20 protein-coding genes are annotated in these 21,993 nt (G+C 63.1%); 6 read left to right on the forward strand and 14 right to left on the reverse strand.

The window, feature by feature from the left end:
• Positions 1-29 precede the first annotated feature (29 nt).
• From glmU to MUY37_RS05485, 3 genes are read left to right on the forward strand one after another with little or no spacing between them, the layout of a single operon-like run.
• Positions 30-1,388 (forward strand): bifunctional UDP-N-acetylglucosamine diphosphorylase/glucosamine-1-phosphate N-acetyltransferase GlmU, encoded by a 1,359-nt coding sequence (gene glmU, locus MUY37_RS05475; protein ID WP_499194371.1) that lies wholly within the window; start codon positions 30-32, stop codon positions 1,386-1,388.
• Positions 1,385-1,987 (forward strand): hypothetical protein, encoded by a 603-nt coding sequence (locus MUY37_RS05480; protein WP_499194372.1) that lies wholly within the window; start codon positions 1,385-1,387, stop codon positions 1,985-1,987. The genes glmU and MUY37_RS05480 overlap by 4 nt, the downstream gene beginning before the upstream one ends.
• On the forward strand, positions 1,972-2,253 hold the full coding sequence (locus MUY37_RS05485; protein ID WP_499194373.1) for an HNH endonuclease: 282 nt from the start codon (positions 1,972-1,974) through the stop codon (positions 2,251-2,253). The genes MUY37_RS05480 and MUY37_RS05485 overlap by 16 nt, the downstream gene beginning before the upstream one ends.
• 9 nt (positions 2,254-2,262) lie before the next feature.
• Here the strand turns inward: MUY37_RS05485 and MUY37_RS05490 are convergent, their stop codons facing one another.
• The 9 genes from MUY37_RS05490 to MUY37_RS05530 all read right to left on the reverse strand — a co-directional run bounded on the left by MUY37_RS05490 (position 2,263) and on the right by MUY37_RS05530 (position 11,587).
• Positions 2,263-2,502 (reverse strand): hypothetical protein, encoded by a 240-nt coding sequence (locus MUY37_RS05490; RefSeq protein ID WP_499194374.1) that lies wholly within the window; start codon positions 2,500-2,502, stop codon positions 2,263-2,265.
• A 132-nt stretch (positions 2,503-2,634) separates the two neighbouring features.
• On the reverse strand, positions 2,635-4,752 hold the full coding sequence (locus tag MUY37_RS05495; protein ID WP_499194375.1) for a prolyl oligopeptidase family serine peptidase: 2,118 nt from the start codon (positions 4,750-4,752) through the stop codon (positions 2,635-2,637).
• Between the two features lie 68 nt (positions 4,753-4,820).
• Positions 4,821-6,314: an ArnT family glycosyltransferase gene (locus tag MUY37_RS05500; protein WP_499194376.1), complete on the reverse strand. Its 1,494-nt coding sequence runs from the start codon at positions 6,312-6,314 to the stop codon at positions 4,821-4,823.
• 161 nt (positions 6,315-6,475) lie between these two features.
• Positions 6,476-6,733, reverse strand: coding sequence for an ATP synthase F1 subunit epsilon (locus MUY37_RS05505; RefSeq protein ID WP_499194377.1), 258 nt, complete (start codon positions 6,731-6,733; stop codon positions 6,476-6,478).
• A 4-nt stretch (positions 6,734-6,737) separates the two neighbouring features.
• Entirely contained in the window at positions 6,738-8,195 is a 1,458-nt protein-coding gene (atpD, locus tag MUY37_RS05510) for a F0F1 ATP synthase subunit beta (protein WP_499194378.1), read from the reverse strand.
• 18 nt (positions 8,196-8,213) lie between these two features.
• On the reverse strand, positions 8,214-8,576 hold the full coding sequence (locus MUY37_RS05515) for a hypothetical protein (RefSeq protein ID WP_234041445.1): 363 nt from the start codon (positions 8,574-8,576) through the stop codon (positions 8,214-8,216).
• A gap of 11 nt (positions 8,577-8,587) precedes the next feature.
• Entirely contained in the window at positions 8,588-9,460 is an 873-nt protein-coding gene (locus MUY37_RS05520) for a F0F1 ATP synthase subunit gamma (protein WP_499194379.1), read from the reverse strand.
• A gap of 30 nt (positions 9,461-9,490) precedes the next feature.
• The gene (gene atpA, locus MUY37_RS05525; RefSeq protein WP_499194380.1) at positions 9,491-11,020 is read right to left on the reverse strand and encodes a F0F1 ATP synthase subunit alpha; all 1,530 of its coding nucleotides are present in this window, start codon (positions 11,018-11,020) and stop codon (positions 9,491-9,493) included.
• 12 nt (positions 11,021-11,032) lie between these two features.
• Positions 11,033-11,587, reverse strand: coding sequence for a F0F1 ATP synthase subunit delta (locus MUY37_RS05530; protein WP_499194381.1), 555 nt, complete (start codon positions 11,585-11,587; stop codon positions 11,033-11,035).
• A 171-nt stretch (positions 11,588-11,758) separates the two neighbouring features.
• Between MUY37_RS05530 and MUY37_RS05535 the strand changes: the two genes are divergently transcribed.
• Positions 11,759-12,625 carry a TauD/TfdA dioxygenase family protein gene (locus MUY37_RS05535; RefSeq protein ID WP_499194382.1) on the forward strand — a complete coding sequence of 289 codons (867 nt, stop codon included), beginning with the start codon at positions 11,759-11,761 and terminating at the stop codon, positions 12,623-12,625.
• Positions 12,626-12,643: 18 nt separating this feature from the next.
• Here MUY37_RS05535 and MUY37_RS05540 read toward each other — a convergent pair whose 3' ends face one another.
• Complete coding sequence (locus MUY37_RS05540) at positions 12,644-14,194, reverse strand: S1 family peptidase (protein WP_499194383.1); 1,551 nt, start codon at positions 14,192-14,194, stop codon at positions 12,644-12,646.
• Between the two features lie 90 nt (positions 14,195-14,284).
• On the opposite strand from MUY37_RS05540, the gene ada reads away from it, so the two are divergent.
• Together ada and MUY37_RS05550 are read left to right on the forward strand one after the other, a co-directional pair.
• Entirely contained in the window at positions 14,285-15,325 is a 1,041-nt protein-coding gene (ada, locus tag MUY37_RS05545) for a bifunctional DNA-binding transcriptional regulator/O6-methylguanine-DNA methyltransferase Ada (RefSeq protein WP_499194384.1), read from the forward strand.
• Complete coding sequence (locus MUY37_RS05550; RefSeq protein ID WP_499194385.1) at positions 15,322-16,065, forward strand: isocitrate lyase/PEP mutase family protein; 744 nt, start codon at positions 15,322-15,324, stop codon at positions 16,063-16,065. Before ada ends, MUY37_RS05550 begins: the two co-directional genes overlap by 4 nt.
• Positions 16,066-16,091: 26 nt before the next feature.
• Here MUY37_RS05550 and MUY37_RS05555 read toward each other — a convergent pair whose 3' ends face one another.
• The 4 genes from MUY37_RS05555 to MUY37_RS05570 all read right to left on the reverse strand — a co-directional run bounded on the left by MUY37_RS05555 (position 16,092) and on the right by MUY37_RS05570 (position 21,990).
• On the reverse strand, positions 16,092-17,471 hold the full coding sequence (locus MUY37_RS05555; RefSeq protein WP_499194386.1) for an NAD-dependent succinate-semialdehyde dehydrogenase: 1,380 nt from the start codon (positions 17,469-17,471) through the stop codon (positions 16,092-16,094).
• Positions 17,472-17,609: 138 nt separating this feature from the next.
• On the reverse strand, positions 17,610-18,512 hold the full coding sequence (locus MUY37_RS05560; RefSeq protein WP_499194387.1) for an OmpA family protein: 903 nt from the start codon (positions 18,510-18,512) through the stop codon (positions 17,610-17,612).
• A gap of 246 nt (positions 18,513-18,758) precedes the next feature.
• Positions 18,759-20,330 (reverse strand): cryptochrome/photolyase family protein, encoded by a 1,572-nt coding sequence (locus MUY37_RS05565; protein ID WP_499194388.1) that lies wholly within the window; start codon positions 20,328-20,330, stop codon positions 18,759-18,761.
• A 43-nt stretch (positions 20,331-20,373) separates the two neighbouring features.
• Positions 20,374-21,990 carry a tetratricopeptide repeat protein gene (locus MUY37_RS05570; protein ID WP_499194389.1) on the reverse strand — a complete coding sequence of 539 codons (1,617 nt, stop codon included), beginning with the start codon at positions 21,988-21,990 and terminating at the stop codon, positions 20,374-20,376.
• Positions 21,991-21,993 lie beyond the last annotated feature (3 nt).

The raw sequence follows: 21,993 nt of genomic DNA on the forward strand, positions 1-21,993 counted from the left end.
GCAAGCGATTGGTGGCAAGGCGCTTCCTCATGAACACGAACCGCGATTTCGCCGCCATCATCCTTGCCGCGGGCAAGGGCACTCGCATGAAAAGCGACCTGCACAAGGTGCTCCACCCGATTGCGGGGCATCCGATGCTGCTGCACTTGCTCGACAGTTTCGCCGAGCTCGATCTCAAGCGCACCGTGGTCGTGGTCGGCGACAAACGCGAACAGTTGGACGCGGCGCTGGCCGACCGGGGCGTGACAACCGCACTTCAGGAACCGCAATTGGGCACGGCGCATGCGGCCCTGCAGGCACGTGCGGCGCTCGAAGGATTTTCGGGTCATATCCTGGTCTGCTTCGGCGATTGCCCCATGGTCCGCGCGGACACGGTGCGGCGGCTCATCGCGGCGCTCGACGAAGGGGCCAAGGTCGCGGTTCTCGGTTTCCGTCCCGCCGATCCGCTCGCCTATGGCCGCATCATCGCCGATGCGGACGGCACAGTCGCCAAGATGGTCGAATACAAGGACGCGAATGCCGAGGAACGCGCCTGCGACCTGTGCAATTCGGGCCTGATCGTGGCCCATTCAGACGACATGTGGCCGCTGCTCGACGCGGTCGACAATGACAATGCGCAGGGTGAATATTATCTGCCCGACGTTGCCACAGGGGCGATTGCGCGGGGCGACACGGTCAAGGTGATCGAGACCGACGCCGATGAGGTTGCGGGAATCAACTCGCGCGCCGAGCTGGCTGTGGCCGAGGCACAATGGCAGGCGCTCAGGCGCGAGGAAGCGATGGCCGGCGGCGCGTCGCTAAAGGCGCCCGAGACGGTGTTCTTCAGTTGGGACACCGAACTGGGCCGCGATGTGACGGTCGAGCCAAACGTCGTCTTCGGTCCCGGTGTCAGCGTGGCGAATGGCGCAACCATCCGCGCCTTCAGCCATCTCGAAGGCGCACGTGTGGGTGAAGGCTGCTCGGTTGGACCCTACGCCCGCCTGCGGCCCGGCGCGGTGATGGAGAAAGACAGCAAGGTCGGCAATTTCGTCGAGATGAAGAAGACCACGCTGGGCGAAGGCGCCAAGGCGAACCACCTGACCTATCTCGGCGATACCGAGGTGGGGGCGGGCGCCAATATCGGCGCGGGTACGATCACCTGCAATTACGATGGCTATTTCAAATACAAGACCGTGATCGGCGAGCGAGCCTTCATCGGCTCGAACAGCGCGCTGATCGCCCCGGTACGGATCGGGGCGGATGCGATCGTCGCCGCGGGCAGCGCGGTCAGCCGCGATGTCGGCGATGGCGACCTGCGCGTGGTGCGCGGCGACCAGGTGGTGAAACCCGGCTGGGCCGACCGCTTTCACGATGCGATGAAAAAGAAGAAAGCGGCGGAGAAGAAGTGAGGGGGCTGGTCGCCTCGTTCCTGATGCTCGCCGGTTGCACCGGCTGGGGCGAGGATGGGGGTGGATCGCAGGATAGCAATGTTGCCGAGCCGGCTCCCGCGCTGCCGGTACGGATCCCTGCCGTGCCAGTCGATCCCGCACCCACGCAAATCGACTGCACGGCGCAGGAGGAGGCGGTCTTTTCCTGCGCCATGCCCGGTGACAAGCGCCTGGCGGTCTGCGCGCCGTCCGAGGGTCCGGCGCAGTATCGCTTCGGCGGGAAAACCCCCGAACTGGTCCTGCGCGGCGGGAAATGGGCCACTGCCATGTATTCGGGCGGGGGAGAGGCGCAGATCGCGTTTGCCAATGGCGACACACGCTACATCGTGTTCAGCCGCATGGTCCGGACCAATTTCGCAGCAGGCGAGCCGAACTACCCGGCCATCACCGACGGTGTGATGATCACACGCGATGGCGAATTCGTCGCGCTGCGGCTGTGCCAAGGCGGGCAGGCCGACCTGCCGGTGCAATACGATGCCGCCGAGCGCGCCTTCGCGCAGGAGGACGAGTTGTTCACCGAAGAGACCATCCAGGCGGATCCCGATTGGACGAATCGATAGATCCCGCCTGCTGGTTGTGCGAACGCCGGTTGGGACGCGAGGTCCAGCATCATCACCCGGTGCCGAAGGCAAAGAAGGGGCGTGTGACGGTGCCGGTACATCCGATCTGCCACCGCGCGATCCACGCCAATTTCAGCAATGCCGAACTGGCGCGGATAGGCGATGACCGGGAGGCTTTGCTAACTCATCCGGCGGTCGCGAAATTCGTGCGATGGGTGGCCGACAAGCCGCCCGATTTCCATGCACCGACCCGGAGGCCGCGCTGAGCCGGATCGTCAGTCGAGGAACTGGCCGCCCGCTTCCTCTAGCGACGCCCAGCGAATGACCACTCCGTGTTCCTCACCCCCGTAGCTGAGACGATAACCGCCGCCGCAGGGTACGCCGCGCGGGACCGTCAGCCGAAAGCCATCGCTCGAAACATCGACGATCGTGCAGGCGATGTCTTCTATACGCTCGCCTCGCAGAATGGCGGCCTCGCTAACGGCAATCCGGGGTTTATGGACTAGGCTGGTCATTGTAGTTCGCATCTCCATGCGTGATATCGTTGGATGCGACCCCTTCTCGCGCGGCCATAGGCTGCGTCGATTGCCGAAGCGTTAAATTGGAACAGGGGGAGGGCGCCGATCCGGCCCCCTCCGCGACGCCTGTCAGTCCGCCAGCCGCTGGAGCAGATAGATCATCTGCAGTGCCTGGATCTTGGCGCGCTGTTCATTGTCGACGCCGCCCGAATGGCCACCGGTCATGTCCTCGAAGTAGAAATAGTCCTGCCCGAGTTCCTTGACGCGCGCCGCGCCCTTGCGGGCATGGGCGGGATGCGTCCTGTCGTCGGCGGTCGAGGCCCAGAAAAACGGGGCGGGATAATCCTTGCCTTCGAGCAGCTTCTGATAGGGTGAGTAGGGCTCGATCCAGGCGCGCTGTTCGTCCACGCGCGGATCGCCATATTCGCCGGTCCACGAAGCGCCGCGTCCGATCAGGTGATAGCGCAGCATGTCGAATAGCGGGATCTGCACGATCGCCGCATTGAACAGCTCGGGCCGCTGGGTGAAGGCCGTGCCGACCAGCAGGCCGCCCTGACTGCCGCCCTGAATGCCCAGATGCTCGGCCGAGGTGATGCCGCGTGCGATCGCGTCTTCCGCGATGGCAATGAAGTCGTCCCAGGTGCGCTGCTTGTTCTCGCGAATCGCGCTCTGGTGCCAGCCGGGGCCGAATTCGCCACCGCCGCGCATATTGCCGAGGATGTAGGCCCCGCCGCGCTCAAGCCAGATCTTGCCGATCGAACCGAGATAGGAAGGCAGGCGCGGGACCTGGAAGCCGCCATAGCCGGTCAGCAGCGTGGGATTGGTCCCGTCCATCACCATGCCCTTCGGCTTGACGAGGAAATAGGGAATTTTCGTCCCGTCGGCGCTGGTCGCCTCGAACTGTTCGACTTCCATGCCCTGCGCATCGAAATAGCTGGGCGAAGTCTTGATGATGTCGGGCGCGCCGCTGCCATCCGAATAATACAGCGTCGAGGGCGTCAGGAAATCCGTGACCGAATACATGATCTCGTCCGAGCCGTCGGACGCGGCAGCCACCCCCACGGTCGAATTGTCGGGCAGGTCGATTTCACTCGATACCCACTGTCCGTCGACATGATCGAATTTGAGCACGCGCCCGCGGACATTGTCCAGCAGGCTGACGTAAAGGCTTTCGCTGGTGTTCGCCGCCCCTTGTTTGGTCTGCTTGTCCTTGGGCGCCCAGACCAGCGTCTTGGCCGCGCCGTTGGGATCGGCCTTGAATTCCTCCAGATCGACCGAGACGAGCGCGTCGGCAGGGAAGGTCTCCCCCTGCGTTTCCCAGTCCACATCGGTCGAGAACAAGAGCTGCCCATCGATCAGACCATAGGGAGAGGCCTTGAGCGGAATGTCCAGCCGCAGCCATTCCCCATCATGCTGCCAGTAATACTCGGTCTCGTGGAAACTGACCGCGCGAAAGGCGTAATAGCCATGGGCAGTGCCCGTGTGATCGCGCAGCAGCGTGGCGCCCGACCATACGTCGGTCTCCTCACCGCGCCAGATTTCCTGCGCATCAGCGATCGATGTGCCGCGCTTCCAGATGCGCGTGGTGCGTGGATACTGGCTTTCGGTCAGGGTACCTTCGCCGAAATCGCGGCTGACGAGCAGCGTGTCCTTGTCCACCCACTGGACATCGCCCTGGCTCTTTTCATCGAGCACGAAACCATTCTCGACGAAGCTCCCGGTCGCCATGTCGAATTCGCGCAGCACGGTGGCATCCTCGCCTCCGTCGGACAGGGCGACCATGCACAGGCGTTCTTCGGGCGGCAGGCATTCATAGCCCTTGTAAACCCATTCGCGCCCTTCCGCCTCGGCCAGCGCGTCCACATCGAGCACGGTTTCCCATGCCGGATTGTCGCTGCGGTAGCTTTCCAGCGTGGTACGGCGCACCAGACCGCGCGGGTTCTGCTTGTCCTGCCAGAAATTATACAAGCCGTCCGGCCGAATCGAGACATAGGGAATGCGATCCTCGCTGTCATAGATCGCCAGCGCTTCAGCCTTGACTGCTTCGAAGCGTGGGTCGCCCGCGAGCATGCCCATCGTCCGCTCATTCTCGGTGCGGACCCAATCCAGCGCCCGATCGCTGCGGGCCTCCTCGAGCCAGATGTAGCTGTCTTCCTCGGGGCCGGGAATGCCATCCTGTGCGGCGGCGGGCGTGTTGGTTGCAAGCGTCATGACAGCCGCCATGGCCAGCGCGGATGCGAGTTTCAAGGTCGTGTCTCCCGATTTTTCGAGAGACTATGTGCCGTTTGTTCAGGTGGGCGGCAACCCCTTGTCGATCAACGGCTACTGCCCATCAGATCGCGTCGCAACCAGACCTTGAGGCCACGATCATGGATACGCTGTTCGGCGATGACGACATAGCCGCGCGGCAGAGCGGTTCGGACATGGGCGAGAACCTGTTCGTTTTGGACCGTGAAGGGCCGGTCGGCCGTTACGATCACCGGCGGGCGGGTGCCGAGGATGCGGCGGACCTCGTCGATCTGTAGCAGGCCGAGCGAACCATGTTCGAGCGCATTGTTGAGGTGGTCGGGATAGATCAGCCTAGTCGGCAGGCAGCTCTCCGTGGTCGTGTAGAGCGCCGTTGGGCCATCGAAGACCCATAGACAGGCGCTGTTGCTGTCGACATGGGGGCGGATGGCCGCGACGAGTTCGTCCATCGCGGCGCGGTGATCCTGCGAAGCCTCGAACCGTTGGGGAAGGTAAAGAAGACCGACGCAGGCGATCATCGCAGCGAGCAGCGGAGCCATCCCCACCGGGCCGCGCCTGTCGAGAAAGGGGAGCGCAACCAGCAACACTGCGGGTACCAGCGCAGCGAAGTAATAGGCATAGACGGTCGATGGCAGGAAGACCGTTGCAAGCGCTGCCCCCAGCATGCCCCAGAAGAACGTGTAGGTGAGTCCATCCTCGGGCACCGTCATCCGGAAACGACCGTAAAGGCCCGCTATGGTCAGGACCATGAGCGGAAGCAGGAAGATCGCGTAATCGTCGGCGAAGCGCCCCATCGGGGCAGGCGCACGCAAGAAGAAGCTGACGAAATTGGCGAACCAGAATTCTTCCCACCCACCGACGGCAAGGTAGAACAGGCCGACCCCTATTGTAGGAAGCAGGCCGAGCGCTGCGAAACCGGCGGCGATCGCTAGTAACTGAGATAGCGTGCGTCCCGCGCGATATTGGCCCCAAAGCGCCCACAGGCCGAAGAAAACGCATTGCGGGAAGACCGTGTATTTTATCTGCAGGGCCAGCCCGCCGATCAGCATGGCGAGCCAGGCGCGCCTCAGCGCATTGGGATGCCGGGTATCGCGCACCAGCAGCGCCATGGCGAGCATGGCAGGCACGTGGAACGCTTCTGTCTGGGCTGAATGCGACCCGTAGATCGTCATCAGAACGATATAGAGAAGAGCCACCACCGTCGCGGTGCCCCTATCGACAAGGAGCAGCGCCAGGCGGCGCAGCAGCAGGGCGCCGATCACGATGAAACCCGTCGCCATGAGCTGATAGGACCAGGGGGCGGGCAGGCCGCTCGCATCGGCCAGTCCGAACAGCAGGAACAGGCCGAAGGGCTTGCGGTCCCACAGATCGACGAATGGCAATTGGCCCTGCAGCATCTGGCTGCCGATCAGCGCATATAGCTGTTCGTCGATATCGGCGTTGTGATCGCCCAGGAAGGGAAGGCGCACCACAAGCGCGCCCAAGGTCAACAGAGCAACGAGCCACAACGCGTCACGCGACGCTACGGACTTGGGCGTGGAATCCGCCCTATCAAGGCTCATCGCCGTCATCTGTCCGACCGTACCCCCAACGTGACTGCGGGCGATCCCTCGCATCTCGTGGTTAATTATCGGTTGCCGGACCGGCCGATGGTGTCAGTAAAACGACGAAGGGCGACCCTGCGCAGGGCCGCCCTTCACCTGTCTTCTATGTCAGAGAAGCCTCAGCTCTCGACGTGCTCGGCAAGGACCGTCAGCCCGTTCTCGCCGACTTCGGCGAAGCCGCCGCGGACCTCGATGGTCTCAGGCGCGCCGCCGTCGGTCTTGTAGACCTGCACCGCACCGTCGCGGATCGTCGACATGAAGGGCGCGTGGCCCTCGAGCACGCCGAATTCGCCTTCCGCACCGGGAACGACGACCATGTGGACGTCTTCGGAGCGGACCAGCTTGGCCGGCGTGACGAGTTCGAAGTGCAGGGCCATGTCCTTACGAGTCCTCGGCCAGGCGCTTGGCCTTCTCGACCGCCTGGTCGATGCCGCCGACCATGTAGAAGGCCGCTTCCGGCAGGTGGTCGTATTCGCCTTCGACGACAGCCTTGAACGACTTGATCGTGTCTTCGAGCTGGACGAACACGCCCGGGATGTTGGTGAAGACTTCCGCAACGTGGAACGGCTGCGAGAGGAAGCGCTGGATCTTGCGGGCACGGGCCACGGTCAGCTTATCTTCTTCCGACAGTTCGTCCATGCCGAGAATGGCAATGATGTCCTGCAGGCTCTTGTACTTCTGCAGCGTTTCCTGGACCTTACGAGCGGTCTCGTAGTGTTCCTGGCCGACGACGCGCGGCTCGAGCACGCGGCTGGTCGAGTCGAGCGGGTCGACGGCCGGGTAAATGCCCAGCTCCGAGATCGCGCGGCTCAGCGTGGTCGTTGCGTCCAAGTGGGCAAACGAGGTTGCAGGCGCCGGGTCGGTAAGGTCGTCGGCGGGAACGTAGATGGCCTGGACCGAGGTGATCGAGCCCTTGGTGGTCGAGGTGATGCGTTCCTGCAAATTGCCCATGTCGGTCGACAGGGTCGGCTGGTAGCCCACGGCCGAAGGAATACGGCCGAGCAGTGCCGACACTTCCGAACCCGCCTGGGTAAAGCGGAAGATGTTGTCGACGAAGAACAGAACGTCCTGGCCTTCCTGGTCGCGGAAGTATTCCGCCATGGTCAGACCCGAGAGAGCAACGCGGGCACGTGCCCCCGGAGGCTCGTTCATCTGGCCGAAGACGAGGGCAACCTTCGAACCGTCCGAAGTGGCGTTTCCGTCGGCGTCCTTGGCGATGACGCCTGCGTCGAGGAATTCGTGGTAGAGGTCGTTACCTTCACGGGTACGCTCACCGACACCGGCGAAGACGGACACGCCGCCGTGACCCTTGGCGATGTTGTTGATGAGTTCCTGGATCAGCACGGTCTTGCCGACGCCGGCGCCGCCGAACAGGCCGATCTTACCGCCCTTTGCGTAAGGTGCGAGAAGGTCGATGACCTTGATGCCGGTGACGAGAATGGCCGCTTCGGTCGACTGGTCGACGAAGAGCGGCGCTTCCGCGTGGATCGGGCTGGTGCTTTCGGCACCGATCGGGCCGCGCTCGTCGATCGGTTCACCGACGACGTTCATGATGCGGCCGAGCGTCTTCGGACCGACGGGGACCGAGATCTGCGCGCCGGTGTTGACGACTTCCTGGCCGCGAACGAGGCCGTCGGTGCCGTCCATCGCGATGGTACGCACGGTGTTTTCACCGAGGTGCTGGGCGACTTCGAGAACCAGCGTATTATCGCCGTTCTTCGTTTCGAGCGCGGTCAGGATCGCCGGCAGTTCGCCGGGGAACTGGACGTCGACGACGGCGCCGATGACCTGGCTGATGGTGCCGTTGGGCGATTGGTTGAGTACGGGTGCGGTGGCCATGATATCTATCCTACTGGCTCAGGAGTCTGCGAGGGTGGCGCCGTGTTCGGCGCAGATGGCGGCGGCATCGGCGAGGTTCCAGCCGGTGCTGTCTTCATTGACTTCAAGCTGCGCCTTGTTGCGCATGTATTCATCGTCGCCGAGGCCGAATTCGCAGCTCACGACATCGGATCCCATGGCACGCTTGCACATGGCGACGCTGACGGGTTCCGCGCCTTCGCAGGTTTCGGCGAAAACCGTTTTGAACAGGGCTTCGTCCGGTGCCGGCGGCGTATTGGCGGGTTCGGGCGAGACGACCTGTTCGGGCACAGGTTCGGCAGCGGGCTCTTCACCGCAAGCGGCGAGCAGGGCAAGGGGAAGGATGAGGGCGAGATTTTTCACGTCGATAGTCCTTACAGCGCTTCGGCGCCGGCAATGATTTCGATCAGTTCGGTGGTGATCGCGGCCTGGCGGCTGCGGTTGTACTGGATCGTCAGCTTGTTGATGAGATCGCCCGCATTGCGCGTGGCGTTGTCCATCGCGGTCATCGAGGCGCCCTGTTCGGAGGCTTCGCGTTCCAGCAGGGCACCGAATAGCTGCGTCTTGACGTAGCGAGGCAGGAGCTCCTCGAGAATCTCCTCTTCGCCCGGCTCGTATTCGACCACGGCATCGCCGCCGGTGCCTTCGCCTTCGGGCGAAGGGACGGGGATCAGTTGGTCGACGGTCGGGTCTTGCGCCAGCGCCGACTTGAAGATCGGGTAGACGAGGTGGGCGACGTCGAATTCGCCCTTCTCGAAGCGCTCGATCAGATCGTCGGCAATCGCCTCGGCTTCCTCGAAGCCCAGATTGCGCACCGCAGACGTGTCGAAATGCTTCTCGATCCGGTCGGCATAGTCGCGCTTGATCGGGGCGCGGCCCTTTTTGCCGACAAGGTAGAAGGACACGTCCTTACCCTCGGCGAGCAGCGCGCGCGCCTTGATCTTGGCAGCCTTCACGATGTTCGAGTTCAAGCCACCACACAGGCCCTTGTCGGTGTTCACGACCACCAGCAGGTGGCGCTTGTCCGACCCGGTGCCCGCGAGCAGCTTGGGGGCGCTGTCGCCGCTTACCTTGCCTGCGAGCGAAGCCATGACGCCCGACAGCCGCTCGGCATACGGACGTGCAGCTTCGGCAGCAGCCTGCGCACGGCGCAGCTTGGCCGCTGCGACCATCTGCTTGGCCTTGGTGATCTTCTGGGTCGATTTGACCGAGTTGATCCGGCCCTTGAGTTCCTTGAGGCTAGCCATTTCGGCTCCCTATCTTCGTGTCTCTAAGGCTCAGGCGAACTGCTTGGCGAAGGTCTTGAGCGCGTCGACGACCTTGTTCTTGGTGTCGTCTTCGAACTTGCCGGTGGTGCGGATGGTTTCCAGCACGTCGGCGTGTTCGGCGCGCATGAAGCTCAGCATCTGGGCTTCGTAGTCGGTGACGCGGTCAACCGGCACTTCGTCGATATAGCCGTTGGTGCCGGCGAAGATCGACACAGTCTGCTCTTCGAACGGCATCGGCGAGAATTGCGGCTGCTTGAGCAGCTCGGTCAGGCGCGCACCGCGGTTGAGCAGCTTCTGCGTTGCGGCGTCGAGGTCCGAGCCGAACTGCGCGAAGGCAGCCATTTCGCGGTACTGGGCGAGGTCGAGCTTCATCGAGCCCGAGACCTTCTTCATCGCCTTGGTCTGGGCGGCACCGCCCACACGGCTGACCGACAGGCCGACGTTGATGGCCGGGCGGATGCCCTGGTAGAACAGGTCGGTTTCGAGGAAGATCTGACCGTCGGTGATCGAGATCACGTTGGTCGGAATGTAAGCCGACACGTCGCCTGCCTGCGTTTCGATGATCGGCAGCGCGGTCAGCGAGCCGCCACCCTGCGACTTGTTCATCTTCGCCGCGCGCTCGAGCAGGCGGCTGTGGAGGTAGAACACGTCGCCCGGGTATGCTTCGCGTCCCGGAGGGCGACGCAGCAGCAGCGACATCTGGCGGTAGGCGACGGCCTGCTTCGAAAGGTCGTCGTACACGATCACGGCGTGCATGCCGTTGTCGCGGAAGAATTCGCCCATCGCGGCGCCGGTGTACGGCGCGAGATACTGCAGCGGAGCGGGCTCCGAAGCGGTCGCGGCGACGACGATGGTGTATTCCATCGCGCCGTTTTCTTCGAGCTGCTTGACGATCTGTGCGACGGTCGAGCGCTTCTGGCCGACGGCGACATAGATGCAGTAGAGCTTCTTGCTCTCATCGTCCGACTGATTGACTTCCTTCTGGTTGATGAAGGTATCGATCGCGACGGCGGACTTGCCGGTCTGGCGGTCGCCGATGATCAGTTCGCGCTGACCGCGGCCGACGGGCACGAGGGCGTCGATGGCCTTGAGGCCCGACTGCACCGGCTCGGAAACCGATTCGCGTGGGATGATGCCGGGGGCTTTCTGTTCGACCAGGCGGCGCTCGGTGGTTTCGATCGGGCCTTTGCCGTCGATCGGATTGCCGAGCGCGTCGACCACACGGCCGAGCAAGGCCTTGCCGACGGGAACGTCCACGATGGTGTTGGTGCGCTTGACGCTGTCGCCTTCGCCGATTTCCTGGTCGGAACCGAAGATAACGGCACCGACATTATCGGCTTCGAGGTTCAGCGCCATGCCCTGAACGCCGTTAGAAAATTCGATCATTTCACCGGCCTGAACCTTGTCGAGGCCGTGGATGCGGGCAATACCGTCACCCACCGAAAGCACGGTACCGACTTCGCTGACTTCGGCTTCACTGCCGAAATTGGCGATCTGGTCCTTGATGACCTTGGAGATTTCTGCGGCGCGGATATCCATGATGTGTGTCCTTTAAGCCTTCATGGCCTGGGAAAGCGAATTGAGACGGGTGCGGATCGAGCCGTCGATGCGCTTCGATCCGATGGTGACGACGAGGCCGCCGAGGAGCTCGGGATCGACCTTCGTAGAAAGCTTGACCGTGCGGCCTTCGCGGACCGTCAGCTTGGTCTTGAGCGCATCGAGCTGCGCATCGGTCAGCGCGTGCGCGCTGGTGACTTCGGCGGTCACTTCGCCGCGCTGGGCGGCGGCGATCGCGCGGAAGGCGCAAATTACCTGCGGCAGCTGCGACAGGCGGCGGTTCTGCGCCAGCACGCCGAGGAAGTTCTGCGTCAGCTCGGACACGCCGAGAATGGCGGAGACGCCCCACAGCGCCTTCTGTGCGGCACCGCGGCTGACCTTGGGGTTGGTGGTAACGGCGGCGAGCTCGGCCGATTCGGCGAGCGCGGCCTCGACCTTGTCGAGGTCCGATTCGACTGCGGTCACGGTTCCGTTTTCGCTAGCGAGATCGAACAGGGCCGAAGCGTAACGCCCTGCCAGGCTAGCCTGAATACCGGCGGAAATATCCACGCGCTTGAGGTCCTCTCGGGTCCGGAAGAAAAGTCTGTGCGATCCTGGCCGTGAACGGGTGACGGGAGTCGCCCCCGGCAAGGTCGGCGCGCGCCTAGCAAAGCCCCCCGTCAATGGCAAGCCGAGTCCGGGCAGGGAATCTGGACTCCGCTCGTAAGGGGCGTAGATTGCGTGGCACAAAGCAACCATTTGCGTGGGAGAGAGGCAATGGAGATGGCGGCACTGGCGCCCGCATGCGGGGTCGAAGTTGCCGGGGTGAGTCTGGCCGAAGCGGAGGGCGATACGCTCGATGCGATTAAGCAGGCGATCTACACTCACGGAATCGCGCTGTTTCGCGGGCAGGACGATTTCACGCCCGAGGCCCATATCGCCTTCGCCAGGCGCTGGGGCGGGATCGATCTCAACAATTACTTCCCGCTGACCGACGAACATCCGGAAATCGCCGTGGTCAGAAAGCGCGCCGATCAGGTCACCAATATCGGCGGCGGATGGCATACCGACCATTCCTACGATCAGGTGCCAGCCATGGGTTCGATCCTGGTTGCGCGAACGCTGCCGCCGAGCGGAGGCGACACTCTATGGGCGCATATGGGCGAAGCCTATGATGCGCTGCCCGACGATCTCAAGACCGAGATCGAAGGGCTCGAGGCCTATCACACTGCCGACCATATTTACGACGAAGACGGGCTTTATGCCAAGACCGACATGGGCGGCGATTTGCGCGGCAAGGCGCTCAAGACAGGGGCAACGCACCCGATCGTGATCCGTCACCCTCAGACCGGCCGCAAGCTGCTCTATGTCAACAGCGCCTTCACGGTGAACATCGTCGGCCGAAGCCGCGAAGAGAGCTTGCCGCTGCTACAGAAACTCTATGCGGCCGCCACTGCGGCGGACAACACCTGCCGCGTGGCGTGGGAGCCGGGTTCGGTGGCGATCTGGGACAATCGCACGACCTGGCATTTGGCGATGAACGATTATCAGGGGCACGCCCGCGAGATGCACCGCATCACGCTGACCGGCGAACCGCTGGCTGCGTGAGGCTGCGCGGATCGGCGGCTAGGGCCGCCGTGCGCTGCATTCATAGACCAGCCGTTCATTGGCTTGCCGGGGCAGCTTGCCGAGGACTTCCGTCTGCATCTCGCCGAGTTGCGCGGAGGCTTCCTCGGCCCCGCATTGGGGGGCCTCGTACTTGCCGCGCGCCTCGCGGGCCTCGTTCATGGCCTTGCGCGACAGAAGATAGCGTTCGGTGCGGAAGATACGTCGGTCGGGGTCGAAGCTGTTGACCGACACCGCGTCTTCGGAATTGGGTACGAATACGCGGCTCCAGGTGCCGCCCGAATACCCATATTGCGTTCGGCTGTTGACACAGCCGTCTGCGGTCCAGTCGAATTCTATGTCTTCGACCTGGGCACTGGTGACCCGGCTGCGTTCGGGCACGAGAGTGCATGTCAGCACGAGATCGCCCGATGCAGACATCCCCGCCCCTTCCGGATCATCCTCCCCAGCCTGCATGGCGGCGGCGACACGGCGGTCGATTTCGTCGAGGCCGGGGCGGGTAAGATAGGCGGCAAGCGCGGCGAGCACGATTGCGGCGGCTGCCCCCCCGACTATTCTCAGGCGGGTTTCATCGCGCTCTTCTTCGTCTTTCTGCCACAAGGCCATTGCCCATTGCCCCAGGCCGAAGGCGATCAGAAGCAGGACGATAGAGAGAAACAGACGGTCTTCGCGTTCGGTCATGACCCCCTGTTCGGCTTCGAGCAGGGCACGTTCGCGCTTTTCCCGCTGCGCTTCGAAACGCTGCGCGAGATCGGCGCGCGCAGTCATCTGTTCGCGCTGCAACCGCTCGCGCTCGGCCGCGTCGAGATCGGCCATGGAGCGGCAGGCGGAGCTGTTGATGCGCGGCTCGACGTCGTTGGCGCGTAGGAAAGGCACCATTTCGCGGTTCGACACCGCGAAGAAAAACTCCGCATCGCCGCCATCGCTGTCCGCGCCAAAGCTGTTCACCCCCACCACGCGGCCGCAGGGATCGAGCAGCGGACCGCCTGAACTGCCGCGCGCGATGGGCGCCGTGTGGAGGATGGTGTCGAACTGGCGGCTGGGCCGCGCCCCCGAAATGAAGCCGCGGCTTTTCACCGGGGGCTGGCTGCGAAAGATGTCGTTGAAATCCAGCCCCTGCGCGCGGTCGACATTCATGGGATAGCCAACACTGGTGACTTCGCCGCTGTCGGGCGGCGCGCCTCCGGCCAGGGCAAGCGGGGGCAGGCGCAAATCGCCGGTGATGCGGATCAGCGCCAGATCGTTGCGCGCGCTTACCGCCAGCGTCTGGCCATAGACGGCTTCGCCGCCGCCGCTGGGAATAATGCCGATTCTAAGCTCGCCATCGCGCAGCGCATCGCGCACCACATGGGCATTGGTGACGACCCGGTCGGCCGCAACGGCAAAACCGGTCCCGTGGCTGATCGGAAGCAGTTCGTCAGTGTCTTCGCCGATAATGACCACGCGCACCACGCCGCGCGCGGCGGCATCGATATCGGCGGGCTCCGCTTGCGCGAATGCGGGAGTGAACAGCGCCAGGATACTGGCCAGAAGAGTGACAAACCGTCCCATTTGCTGCGCCTTGTGACGATCATTGGCTTTGACCGCAAGCCGCGGGATGCGCGGCTGTCGATCGACGCGCACAAACGGGCCACTTGCGCTATGGAGATAGTCGTGACGATTACCGATGACACTGCCTGGGCCGCTGTCCTGCGCCGCGATCGCGCCTTCGACGGGCGCTTCGTGACCGGTGTGTTGACCACCGGCATCTATTGCCGTCCCTCCTGCGCGGCGCGGCATCCATCGCGCGGGAACGTGCGGTTCTTCGCCGATGGCGCGGCGGCGCGTGCGGCGGGGCTGCGCGCCTGCAAACGCTGCCTCCCGGACGATGTCGGACGCGACGAGGCGGCGGTGCTGGCGGCGATCGACGAGATTCGCGGCGCCGAAGACGCGCCTTCGCTGGCGGCGTTGGCCCAGCTCACGGGCTATTCGCCAACCCATTTCCAGCGTGTGTTCAAACGCGCCATCGGCCTCTCGCCCGCTGCCTATGCCCGCGCGCTGCGCGAAGAGCGGGCGCGCGATGCGCTGGCCGAGGCCGATAGCGTGACCGGCGCGATCTACGAGGCAGGCTATGGCTCGGCCTCACGCTTCTATGACGATACGAAAGGACGATTGGGCATGATGCCGAGCGACTGGCGCGATGGGGGCAGGGGCCGCACCATCCATTGGACATGCGTCGCAACGACGCTCGGCACCATGCTCGTCGCCGCGACGGAAAAGGGCGTGTGCTGCCTCTCTTTCGACGAGGGCGAGGAGGAACTGCGCGCGCGTTTCCCCAATGCCACGCTGGTCGAAGCGGGCGGTGAGTTCCGCGCGCTGTTCGAACAGGTCACAGCCGCCGTTGAGCAGCCCGTCAATGCCACCACCGCAGAGATCCCGCTCGATGTGAAGGGCACCGCATTCCAGCAGCGCGTGTGGCATGCGCTGCGTGACATCCCGGCGGGCGAGACGCGTAGCTATGGCGAACTTGCCGCCGCACTCGGCAATCCCAAGTCGAGCCGTGCGGTCGGCGGCGCGAACGGGGCGAACAACATCGCCGTCCTGATCCCCTGCCACAGGGTGATCGCAGCAGACGGCGGGCTGGGCGGCTATGCCTATGGCACAGAAATCAAAGCCGAGCTGCTGAGAAGGGAAACGAAATGACGAGCAAGATCGAGCAATTCAGGGCGCTGCATGTGCCGGGCAAACCGCTGGTGCTTTACAATATCTGGGATGCGGGCAGTGCGCGGGCCGTTGCCGAGGCGGGGGCCAAGGCAATCGCTACGGGCAGCTACGGCGTGGCCGAAGCGAATGGTTTCAAAGATGGCGAGACACTCCCGCTCGACATCGTGCTGGAGAATTTACGCCGCATTCTCACGGCTACCGACTTGCCGGTCACGATCGACATGGAGGCAGGCTATGGCGATACGCCTGCCGAGGTGGGCCGATCTGTCAGCAAGGCATTCGACCTGGGCGCCACAGGCATCAACATCGAAGACCGGATGCCGGGCGAAACCGAACTGCTGCCCACCGATGCGGCCGCCGAGCGTGTCGCTGCTGCCGCCGCAACCGGCATTCATGTCAATGCCCGTACCGATGTCTATCGGGGCGTCGATCCGGCGGATTATTCGCCCGAGATGATCGACGCCGTGCTGGAACGCGCAAGGGCTTATGCCGAAGCCGGGGCAGGGAGCCTGTTCGTCCCCTTCCTCGGCGATCATCCGACCATTCGCGCGATCTGCGAGGCTTCGCCCTTGCCGGTCAATGTGCTGTGGGCGCCAGGTCGTGGGACGACTGCTGAGCTTGCCGATCTGGGCGTGGCGCGGATCAGCTACGGGCATCAGCCCTGGGGCTGGGCCATGGAGAAATTGACCGAAGATGCCAGGGAGATCTATGCGGGATAGGCTTGGCCTCAGTTGGCGGCGAATGGTCACTCCGCGCCGACGAAAATCGCCTTGGCGTTGGCAAATTCCTTGATGCCGAAGCCGCCGTGCTCGCGACCGTAACCCGAATTCTTCACACCGCCGAACGGCATCGAGGGATCGGCCACGCCATAGGTGTTGATGAACACCATGCCGGTGTCGAAATGCGTCTTGGCCAGCTCGATCGCGCGGTCGGTATCGCGGCATAATATCCCGCCGCCCAGACCATAGCGGCTGTCGTTGGCGAGCCGCATCGCATCCTCGTCGTCCTGTGCGCGGATGACGCTGGCCACGGGGCCGAAAATTTCGTCGTCATAGGCGGGCTGTCCGGGGGTGACGTCGACCAGCACAGTGGCTGGGTAAAACGCGCCGGGACCGTCGGGGATTTTGCCGCCGCAGGCGATCTTCGCGCCTTTTTCCACCGACTGGTCGACCTGTTTCTGCACGTCGTCGCGCAGGTCCCTGCGCGCCATCGGCCCCATATCGCTATCGTCGGCCAGAGGATCGCCGATCCTGGTCGCTTCGAACTTGGCGACGAATTTCTCGAGGAAGGCATCATAGACCTTGTCGGTCACGATGAAGCGCTTGCCGTTGATGCAGGTCTGGCCGTTATTGTAGAGCCGCGCCCGCGCGCAAATCTCCGCTGCTTTGTCGAGATCGGCATCTTCGAGCACAAGATAGGCATCGTTTGAACCCAGTTCGAGCACCAGCGGCTTGAGCACCTTGCATGCCGCTTCCGCGATATGCTTGCCCGCGCCATCCGAGCCGGTCAGCGTGACGCCCCGAACCTTGTCGTGTTCGACGATCGCATCCGACGTATCGTGATCGATGACAAGCACGGTGAACAGGTTTTCTGGCAGACCGCCCTTGGCGAAAATCTCGGCGATCTTTAGCCCGCTGCCGGTGCAGTTCGATGCGTGTTTCAGCAGCACGCCGTTGCCGGTCATGAGATTGGCAATGGCATAGCGGATCACCTGATAGGCGGGGAAATTCCACGGCTGGACGCCGTAAATCACGCCGATGGGCGAATAGGTGACGATGCCGCGCCCCGCATTGTTCGGCTCGCGATGCTCGTCGGCCAGCTCCTTGGGACCGTTTGCGGCAGTATAGTCGCAGATCGCAGCACACAGCTCGACCTCGTCGCGGCTGTCGCCGATCAGCTTGCCGACCTCGGCCGTCATCAGCTGGGCAAGTTCTTCCTTGTGGTCGCGCAGCGCCTTGCCGAGACCCTTGATCACCCGCGCCCGGTCATTGAGGCTGCGCAGCCGCCATTGCTCGAAGGCGGCGTGGCATTTGTCGACCGCCGCGCAGGCTTCCTCGCGCGATAGCTTGCTATAGGCGGCGATCTCTTCGCCGGTGGCGGGATTGACGGTGGTTATATCGGACATGAGGCCCTTTCCTGTCTGCTTTGCAATGGAAAGGGCCGAAACGCCTCGACGTTCCGGCAAAGGTGCAATCGCGGCGCGTGCAAAAAAGGGACGGGCGATAGGCTCACCCGTCCCGCGAATTGCAACAACTCGGTCCGGTCAGAGCCCAGCCTGCATCCCGTCGACGCTCTTGCTGACGAGGATATTCACCGCCACGCGGCGGTTCTGCGCCTTGCCGGCTTCGGTCGTGTTATCGGCCGCCGGGTCGGCCTCGGCCATGCCGGTGGGGACCATCATGCGATAGGGCTTCCAGCCGCATTCCTGCTGGAGGAAGTTCACGACGCGCGTGGCGCGCTTTTCGCTCAGTTCCTGATTGTATTCATAGTCGCCGACCGAATCGGTGTAGCCGACCACGAGCAGCAGAGCATTGTCGGTCGATTGCGCCTGCTGTGCCGTTTGGCACAGCTCGTAACGCGCCTCTTGCGACAGGTTATACTTCGCCGTGTCGAAATAGACGTTGGTCGTACCCTTGATATTGTATTCGTCGATATTGGCGACGCGGCCGCGCAAAGCCTCGGTTGCGGCTTCATTGGCGGTAAAGCGCTGGTCGGTACCGGTGTGGATCATTCGCGCGGTTTTGAGGTCACGCGATTTGACCGCCACCTTGGTGGCAATCAGGCCGCGATCGGCCCATTCGACCGTTTCGACATCCACCGGCAGGCCGTTGAGCAGGTCCGCCTCGGTCAGCGCATCCTTGTCGAGACCGAGGAAGCCGCCGCTGCTGCGAATTTCGGTGGCCGGACTGATGGCTACGACGGGGCGCGAACCGTCCGCGGTGGTAACCTGAATCTTGTTGTCCTTGCGGGCCGAGATGACGCCTTCGAATTCGGGGCCTTCGGGCATGTCCGAAAGATCGCTGGGTGTATGGCCGGTGACGGTCGTCAGAACTTCGCCCTGCCGGTCGTCATAGCTCGCTTGCGCTTCAAGCTCCTGCGCCATTGCCGGGGCGGCTAGCAGACCGATTGCAGCAAACGTAGCTGTGCCGGTGGAAAATGCGTTCATCTGTATACTCCTCATTCGTGACCCCGCCACGCGACCGATACGGCTGAAAGCGAAAGGCGCCGAGAGCCTTGCGCGAGCGGAATGGTGAACCGTGTCCGGTCCCCGTGATGTGAACGAACGGCCCTGGGGCCGCAGCTGCGCGCCGGTTGTCCACCTCAACCTGTCGGGTGGATGAACAATTGCGGCGAAATAGTGACGAAGGCGGTTGGCGCGGGGGACCGCTGCGACGAGCCGTTTTCCGAAGCGTCAGTCGTTTCGCGCCCATCCGGGCCGGGCCGGTTCGAGCGAGTCAAGGAACGCCTCGGCGCTGTCGAGATAGTCCTGCTGGCGTTCATTGCCCATCCGGTCCCAGGTGGCATAAATCCGGCCGATACGGTGGTTCTTTCCCAGCCGGTCGCGGTGCCGGTGCATAAAATGCCAGTAGAGCGGGTTGAAGGGGCAGGCACCTTCGCCGGTCTTCTTGCTCACCGAATAGGCGCAGGTGGAGCAGTAATTGCTCATCTTGTTGATGTAGTTGCCGCTCGCCGCATAAGGCTTGGAGGCGAGCTTGCCGCCATCGGCATAGAGGATCATCGCGGCGACATTGGGCAGTTCGACCCATTCATAGGCATCGGCATAGACGACCAGATACCAGTCCTGCACCTCGCGCGGGCTGATGCCCGCCAGCAGGGCGAAATTCCCGAGCACCATCAACCGCTGGATATGATGCGCATGCGCATTGTCGTGCGTGGTGCGGATGCAATCGGCAAGACAGGCCATGTCGGTTTCGCCGGTCCAGTAGAACTCGGGCAGACCGCGCTGGGCATTCAGGGCGTTGGCCTTTTGCAGATGCGGCACCTGGTGCCAGTAGAAGCCGCGCACATATTCACGCCAGCCGATTATCTGGCGAATGAAGCCCTCGACCGAATGGAGCGGGGCCTTGCCTTCCCTGTACGCCTTCTCCGCGCGCCAACACAGCTCCAGCGGATCGAGTAGGCCGAGATTGATGCTGGTCGAGAGCATGGAGTGGAACAGATCGTCCTCGCCCGCGACCATCGCGTCCTGATAGGGGCCGAAACACTCGATCCGCTCGGCGAAGAAGGCATCGGCGGCGTCCTTGGCTTCATCGCGCGTTACCGGCCATGCGAAGCTTTCGAGACTGCCGAAATGGTCGCCGAATCGGTCCTCGACCAGTTCGATGACCTCCCGCGTGATGTCGTCCGGCTCGAACTTGGGGCGTACGGGCGCCGATAGGCCTTCCTTGGGCGGTTTACGGTTCTCGCTGTCGTAATTCCACTCGCCGCCTTCGGGCTTGCCGTCGTCGTCGACAAGCAGACCGGTCTTACGCCGCATTGCACGGTAGAAGAACTCCATGCGGAGCTCTTTGCGATCCGCTGCCCATTCGTCGAATTCGGCCTGCGAACAGATGAACCGGTCGTCGCGCAGGATTTCTACTTCGCAGGCGAATTTGTCCGCCCACTGGTCCATCGCCTCGCGCACGCGCCATTCGCCGGCCTCGACCACGCTCACGAGGCGGGGCGAATGCTCCTCTATCGCGCGGGCAACCTCTCCGGTGAAGCTCCCCGCATTATCCGCATCGTCGAGCCTGACGTAATCGACTGTCCATCCCGCACCGCGCAGCTCCTTCGCGAAGTGCCGCATGGCGGAAAAGATCAGCGCGATCTTCTGCTTGTGGTGCTTGACGTAGGTCGCCTCGTCCCAGAGCTCCATCATCAGGATGACGGTATCGTCCTTGCTCCGCCCGCGGATGGAGGCGACGTCGCGAGTGAGCTGATCGCCAAGGACGGGGACGAGAACGGGGCGGGCATTACCCTTCAAAATGCCCGGCTCCGCCAAAAGCGTCCTGTATGTCCGCTGGCGATCAATCCTCGTCGTCGCCTTCCTCATCTTCGGGATCGGGCTGGAACAGCCAATCCGGTTCGGGCGAAAGGAATTCCAGCGCTTCGGCTCGTTTGCTAGGATCTGCTTCCAGTTCCTCGAGAATCTTGTTGAGCCGATCGATGCGCTTGGGGGCATGTGGGTCGTTGATCACCGGACCCAACACGCTGAGGGCATCGGTATCGCGCTGCTCGAGAAGCAGGAGATGACCGAGCGTCTGGCGGAATGAACGATCGAACTGGGCGTTGAAATACGCGTTTTCCAACGCGATCAGAGCGGTTTCGGGCACCAGCTCGCCGCTCAAACGGTGAGCGAGATAATACTCGTGCAACGATGCAGGATTCTGAGGATCCTTGCGGTTCGCCAGCGCAAACTGCTTCTGGGCCTCTTCGAAGTAGGAAGGATCGGCTGCGATCGCGGGCCATTCGGTTTCGCCCACCGGTTCGAACCCGACCGCCTTGGTCAGCGCGATGCGACCGAGGTAGATATTGGGCCAGGCGGATTCCTCATCCAGTTGCTGTGCTCGCTCGGCGGCCCTGGTTGCTTCCTCGTAAAGCCGCGCATCGAACAACGCTTCGGTTGCGGTGAGCTGCGCCATGACGCTGTCCGGATAGTTCGCCGCCAACTGGCGCGCATCGTCTACCAGGTCCAGCGCCATCTCGCGTGTCACGCCGGATTGCGACTGTGCCCGGATGGGCAGGCTCGCCGCTTCGGCATCGCTGACCTCGCGTACCGTGACCTCTGGGGGCCGATATCCATCGAAAGTTACTGTTTTTCCGGACAGTCGTCGGCTCTGGTACTTACGCATGTCCGACTGTAGAGCGTGCAGATTGCCGAACGCCTGGCGTGCCGCATCGAGGCTCGGGACGCGCTGGTTTAGGAGGTCGAGATAAGCCTTGAGTTGGCCATCGCGTTCGCCTGAAAAGGTGAGGTAATGCGATAGAAGCCAGCCTTGCGCATAAGCGGCGAAGACATCGCGGTAACGCATTTTCTCGGGACGCTGGAAAAGGTTCTCCAGATCGTAGGCGCGAAGGGCCTTGAGAGTCGATGCGCGGTGGTTTGCCGGCGCGCCTATGATGAACCCATCATCGGTGAGTTCCAGGGTGCCGTAGACTTCGGCAAAGCCTTCGCGGTACCAATAGGGATAGGCAGCGGGTGCATGCCGGAACATGAAATAGTGCGCGTATTCGTGGAACAGCACCGTTTCCGGCGACAGATCCGTGTCGTCACTGCGATTGTACCCGCGCGAACCGCGCTGGCGCTCTTCCCTCAGCGGGCTGAATGCGACGGTGTTGCCGCCGCGCGGAATAAAGAACCCGGCTACGCTCTTGCTGTCCACCAAGCGTCCGATGTCGCGCGCGGTGCCAAACTGGAAAAGTGTCAGCTTTTCGGAGAGTTCGGGTTCACGTTCGTCCGGCGAGATCTTGAGCATGAAGCGCATTGCCTCGTCGAGCCGTTCCATCCTCACCGCCGTTTTGGCAGCGGTTTCGGCATCGCTATCGGAATAGACCCGGAAATGGGCGGTGTCTGCCTGATACCATTCCGCATGGGCAGGCGTGGCAGCGAGCACTAGGCCCGCCAGCGCGAGTTTCAGTTTCATGTT

The organism is Qipengyuania sp. ABI-127-1 (assembly GCA_022953095.1).
GTDB lineage: Bacteria > Pseudomonadota > Alphaproteobacteria > Sphingomonadales > Sphingomonadaceae > Qipengyuania.

Excerpts from the sequence above, each read along its gene's own strand:
- atpA (WP_499194380.1), bottom strand. The coding sequence starts at position 11,020 with ATGGATATCCGCGCCGCAGAAATCTCCAAGGTCATCAAGGACCAGATC.
- glmU (WP_499194371.1), top strand. The coding sequence starts at position 30 with ATGAACACGAACCGCGATTTCGCCGCCATCATCCTTGCCGCGGGCAAG.
- MUY37_RS05550 (WP_499194385.1), top strand. The coding sequence starts at position 15,322 with ATGACGAGCAAGATCGAGCAATTCAGGGCGCTGCATGTGCCGGGCAAA.
- MUY37_RS05500 (WP_499194376.1), bottom strand. The coding sequence starts at position 6,314 with ATGAGCCTTGATAGGGCGGATTCCACGCCCAAGTCCGTAGCGTCGCGT.
- MUY37_RS05540 (WP_499194383.1), bottom strand. The coding sequence starts at position 14,194 with ATGGGACGGTTTGTCACTCTTCTGGCCAGTATCCTGGCGCTGTTCACT.
- MUY37_RS05555 (WP_499194386.1), bottom strand. The coding sequence starts at position 17,471 with ATGTCCGATATAACCACCGTCAATCCCGCCACCGGCGAAGAGATCGCC.
- MUY37_RS05490 (WP_499194374.1), bottom strand. The coding sequence starts at position 2,502 with ATGACCAGCCTAGTCCATAAACCCCGGATTGCCGTTAGCGAGGCCGCC.
- MUY37_RS05560 (WP_499194387.1), bottom strand. The coding sequence starts at position 18,512 with ATGAACGCATTTTCCACCGGCACAGCTACGTTTGCTGCAATCGGTCTG.
- MUY37_RS05520 (WP_499194379.1), bottom strand. The coding sequence starts at position 9,460 with ATGGCTAGCCTCAAGGAACTCAAGGGCCGGATCAACTCGGTCAAATCG.
- MUY37_RS05505 (WP_499194377.1), bottom strand. The coding sequence starts at position 6,733 with ATGGCCCTGCACTTCGAACTCGTCACGCCGGCCAAGCTGGTCCGCTCC.
- atpD (WP_499194378.1), bottom strand. The coding sequence starts at position 8,195 with ATGGCCACCGCACCCGTACTCAACCAATCGCCCAACGGCACCATCAGC.
- ada (WP_499194384.1), top strand. The coding sequence starts at position 14,285 with ATGGAGATAGTCGTGACGATTACCGATGACACTGCCTGGGCCGCTGTC.
- MUY37_RS05570 (WP_499194389.1), bottom strand. The coding sequence starts at position 21,990 with ATGAAACTGAAACTCGCGCTGGCGGGCCTAGTGCTCGCTGCCACGCCT.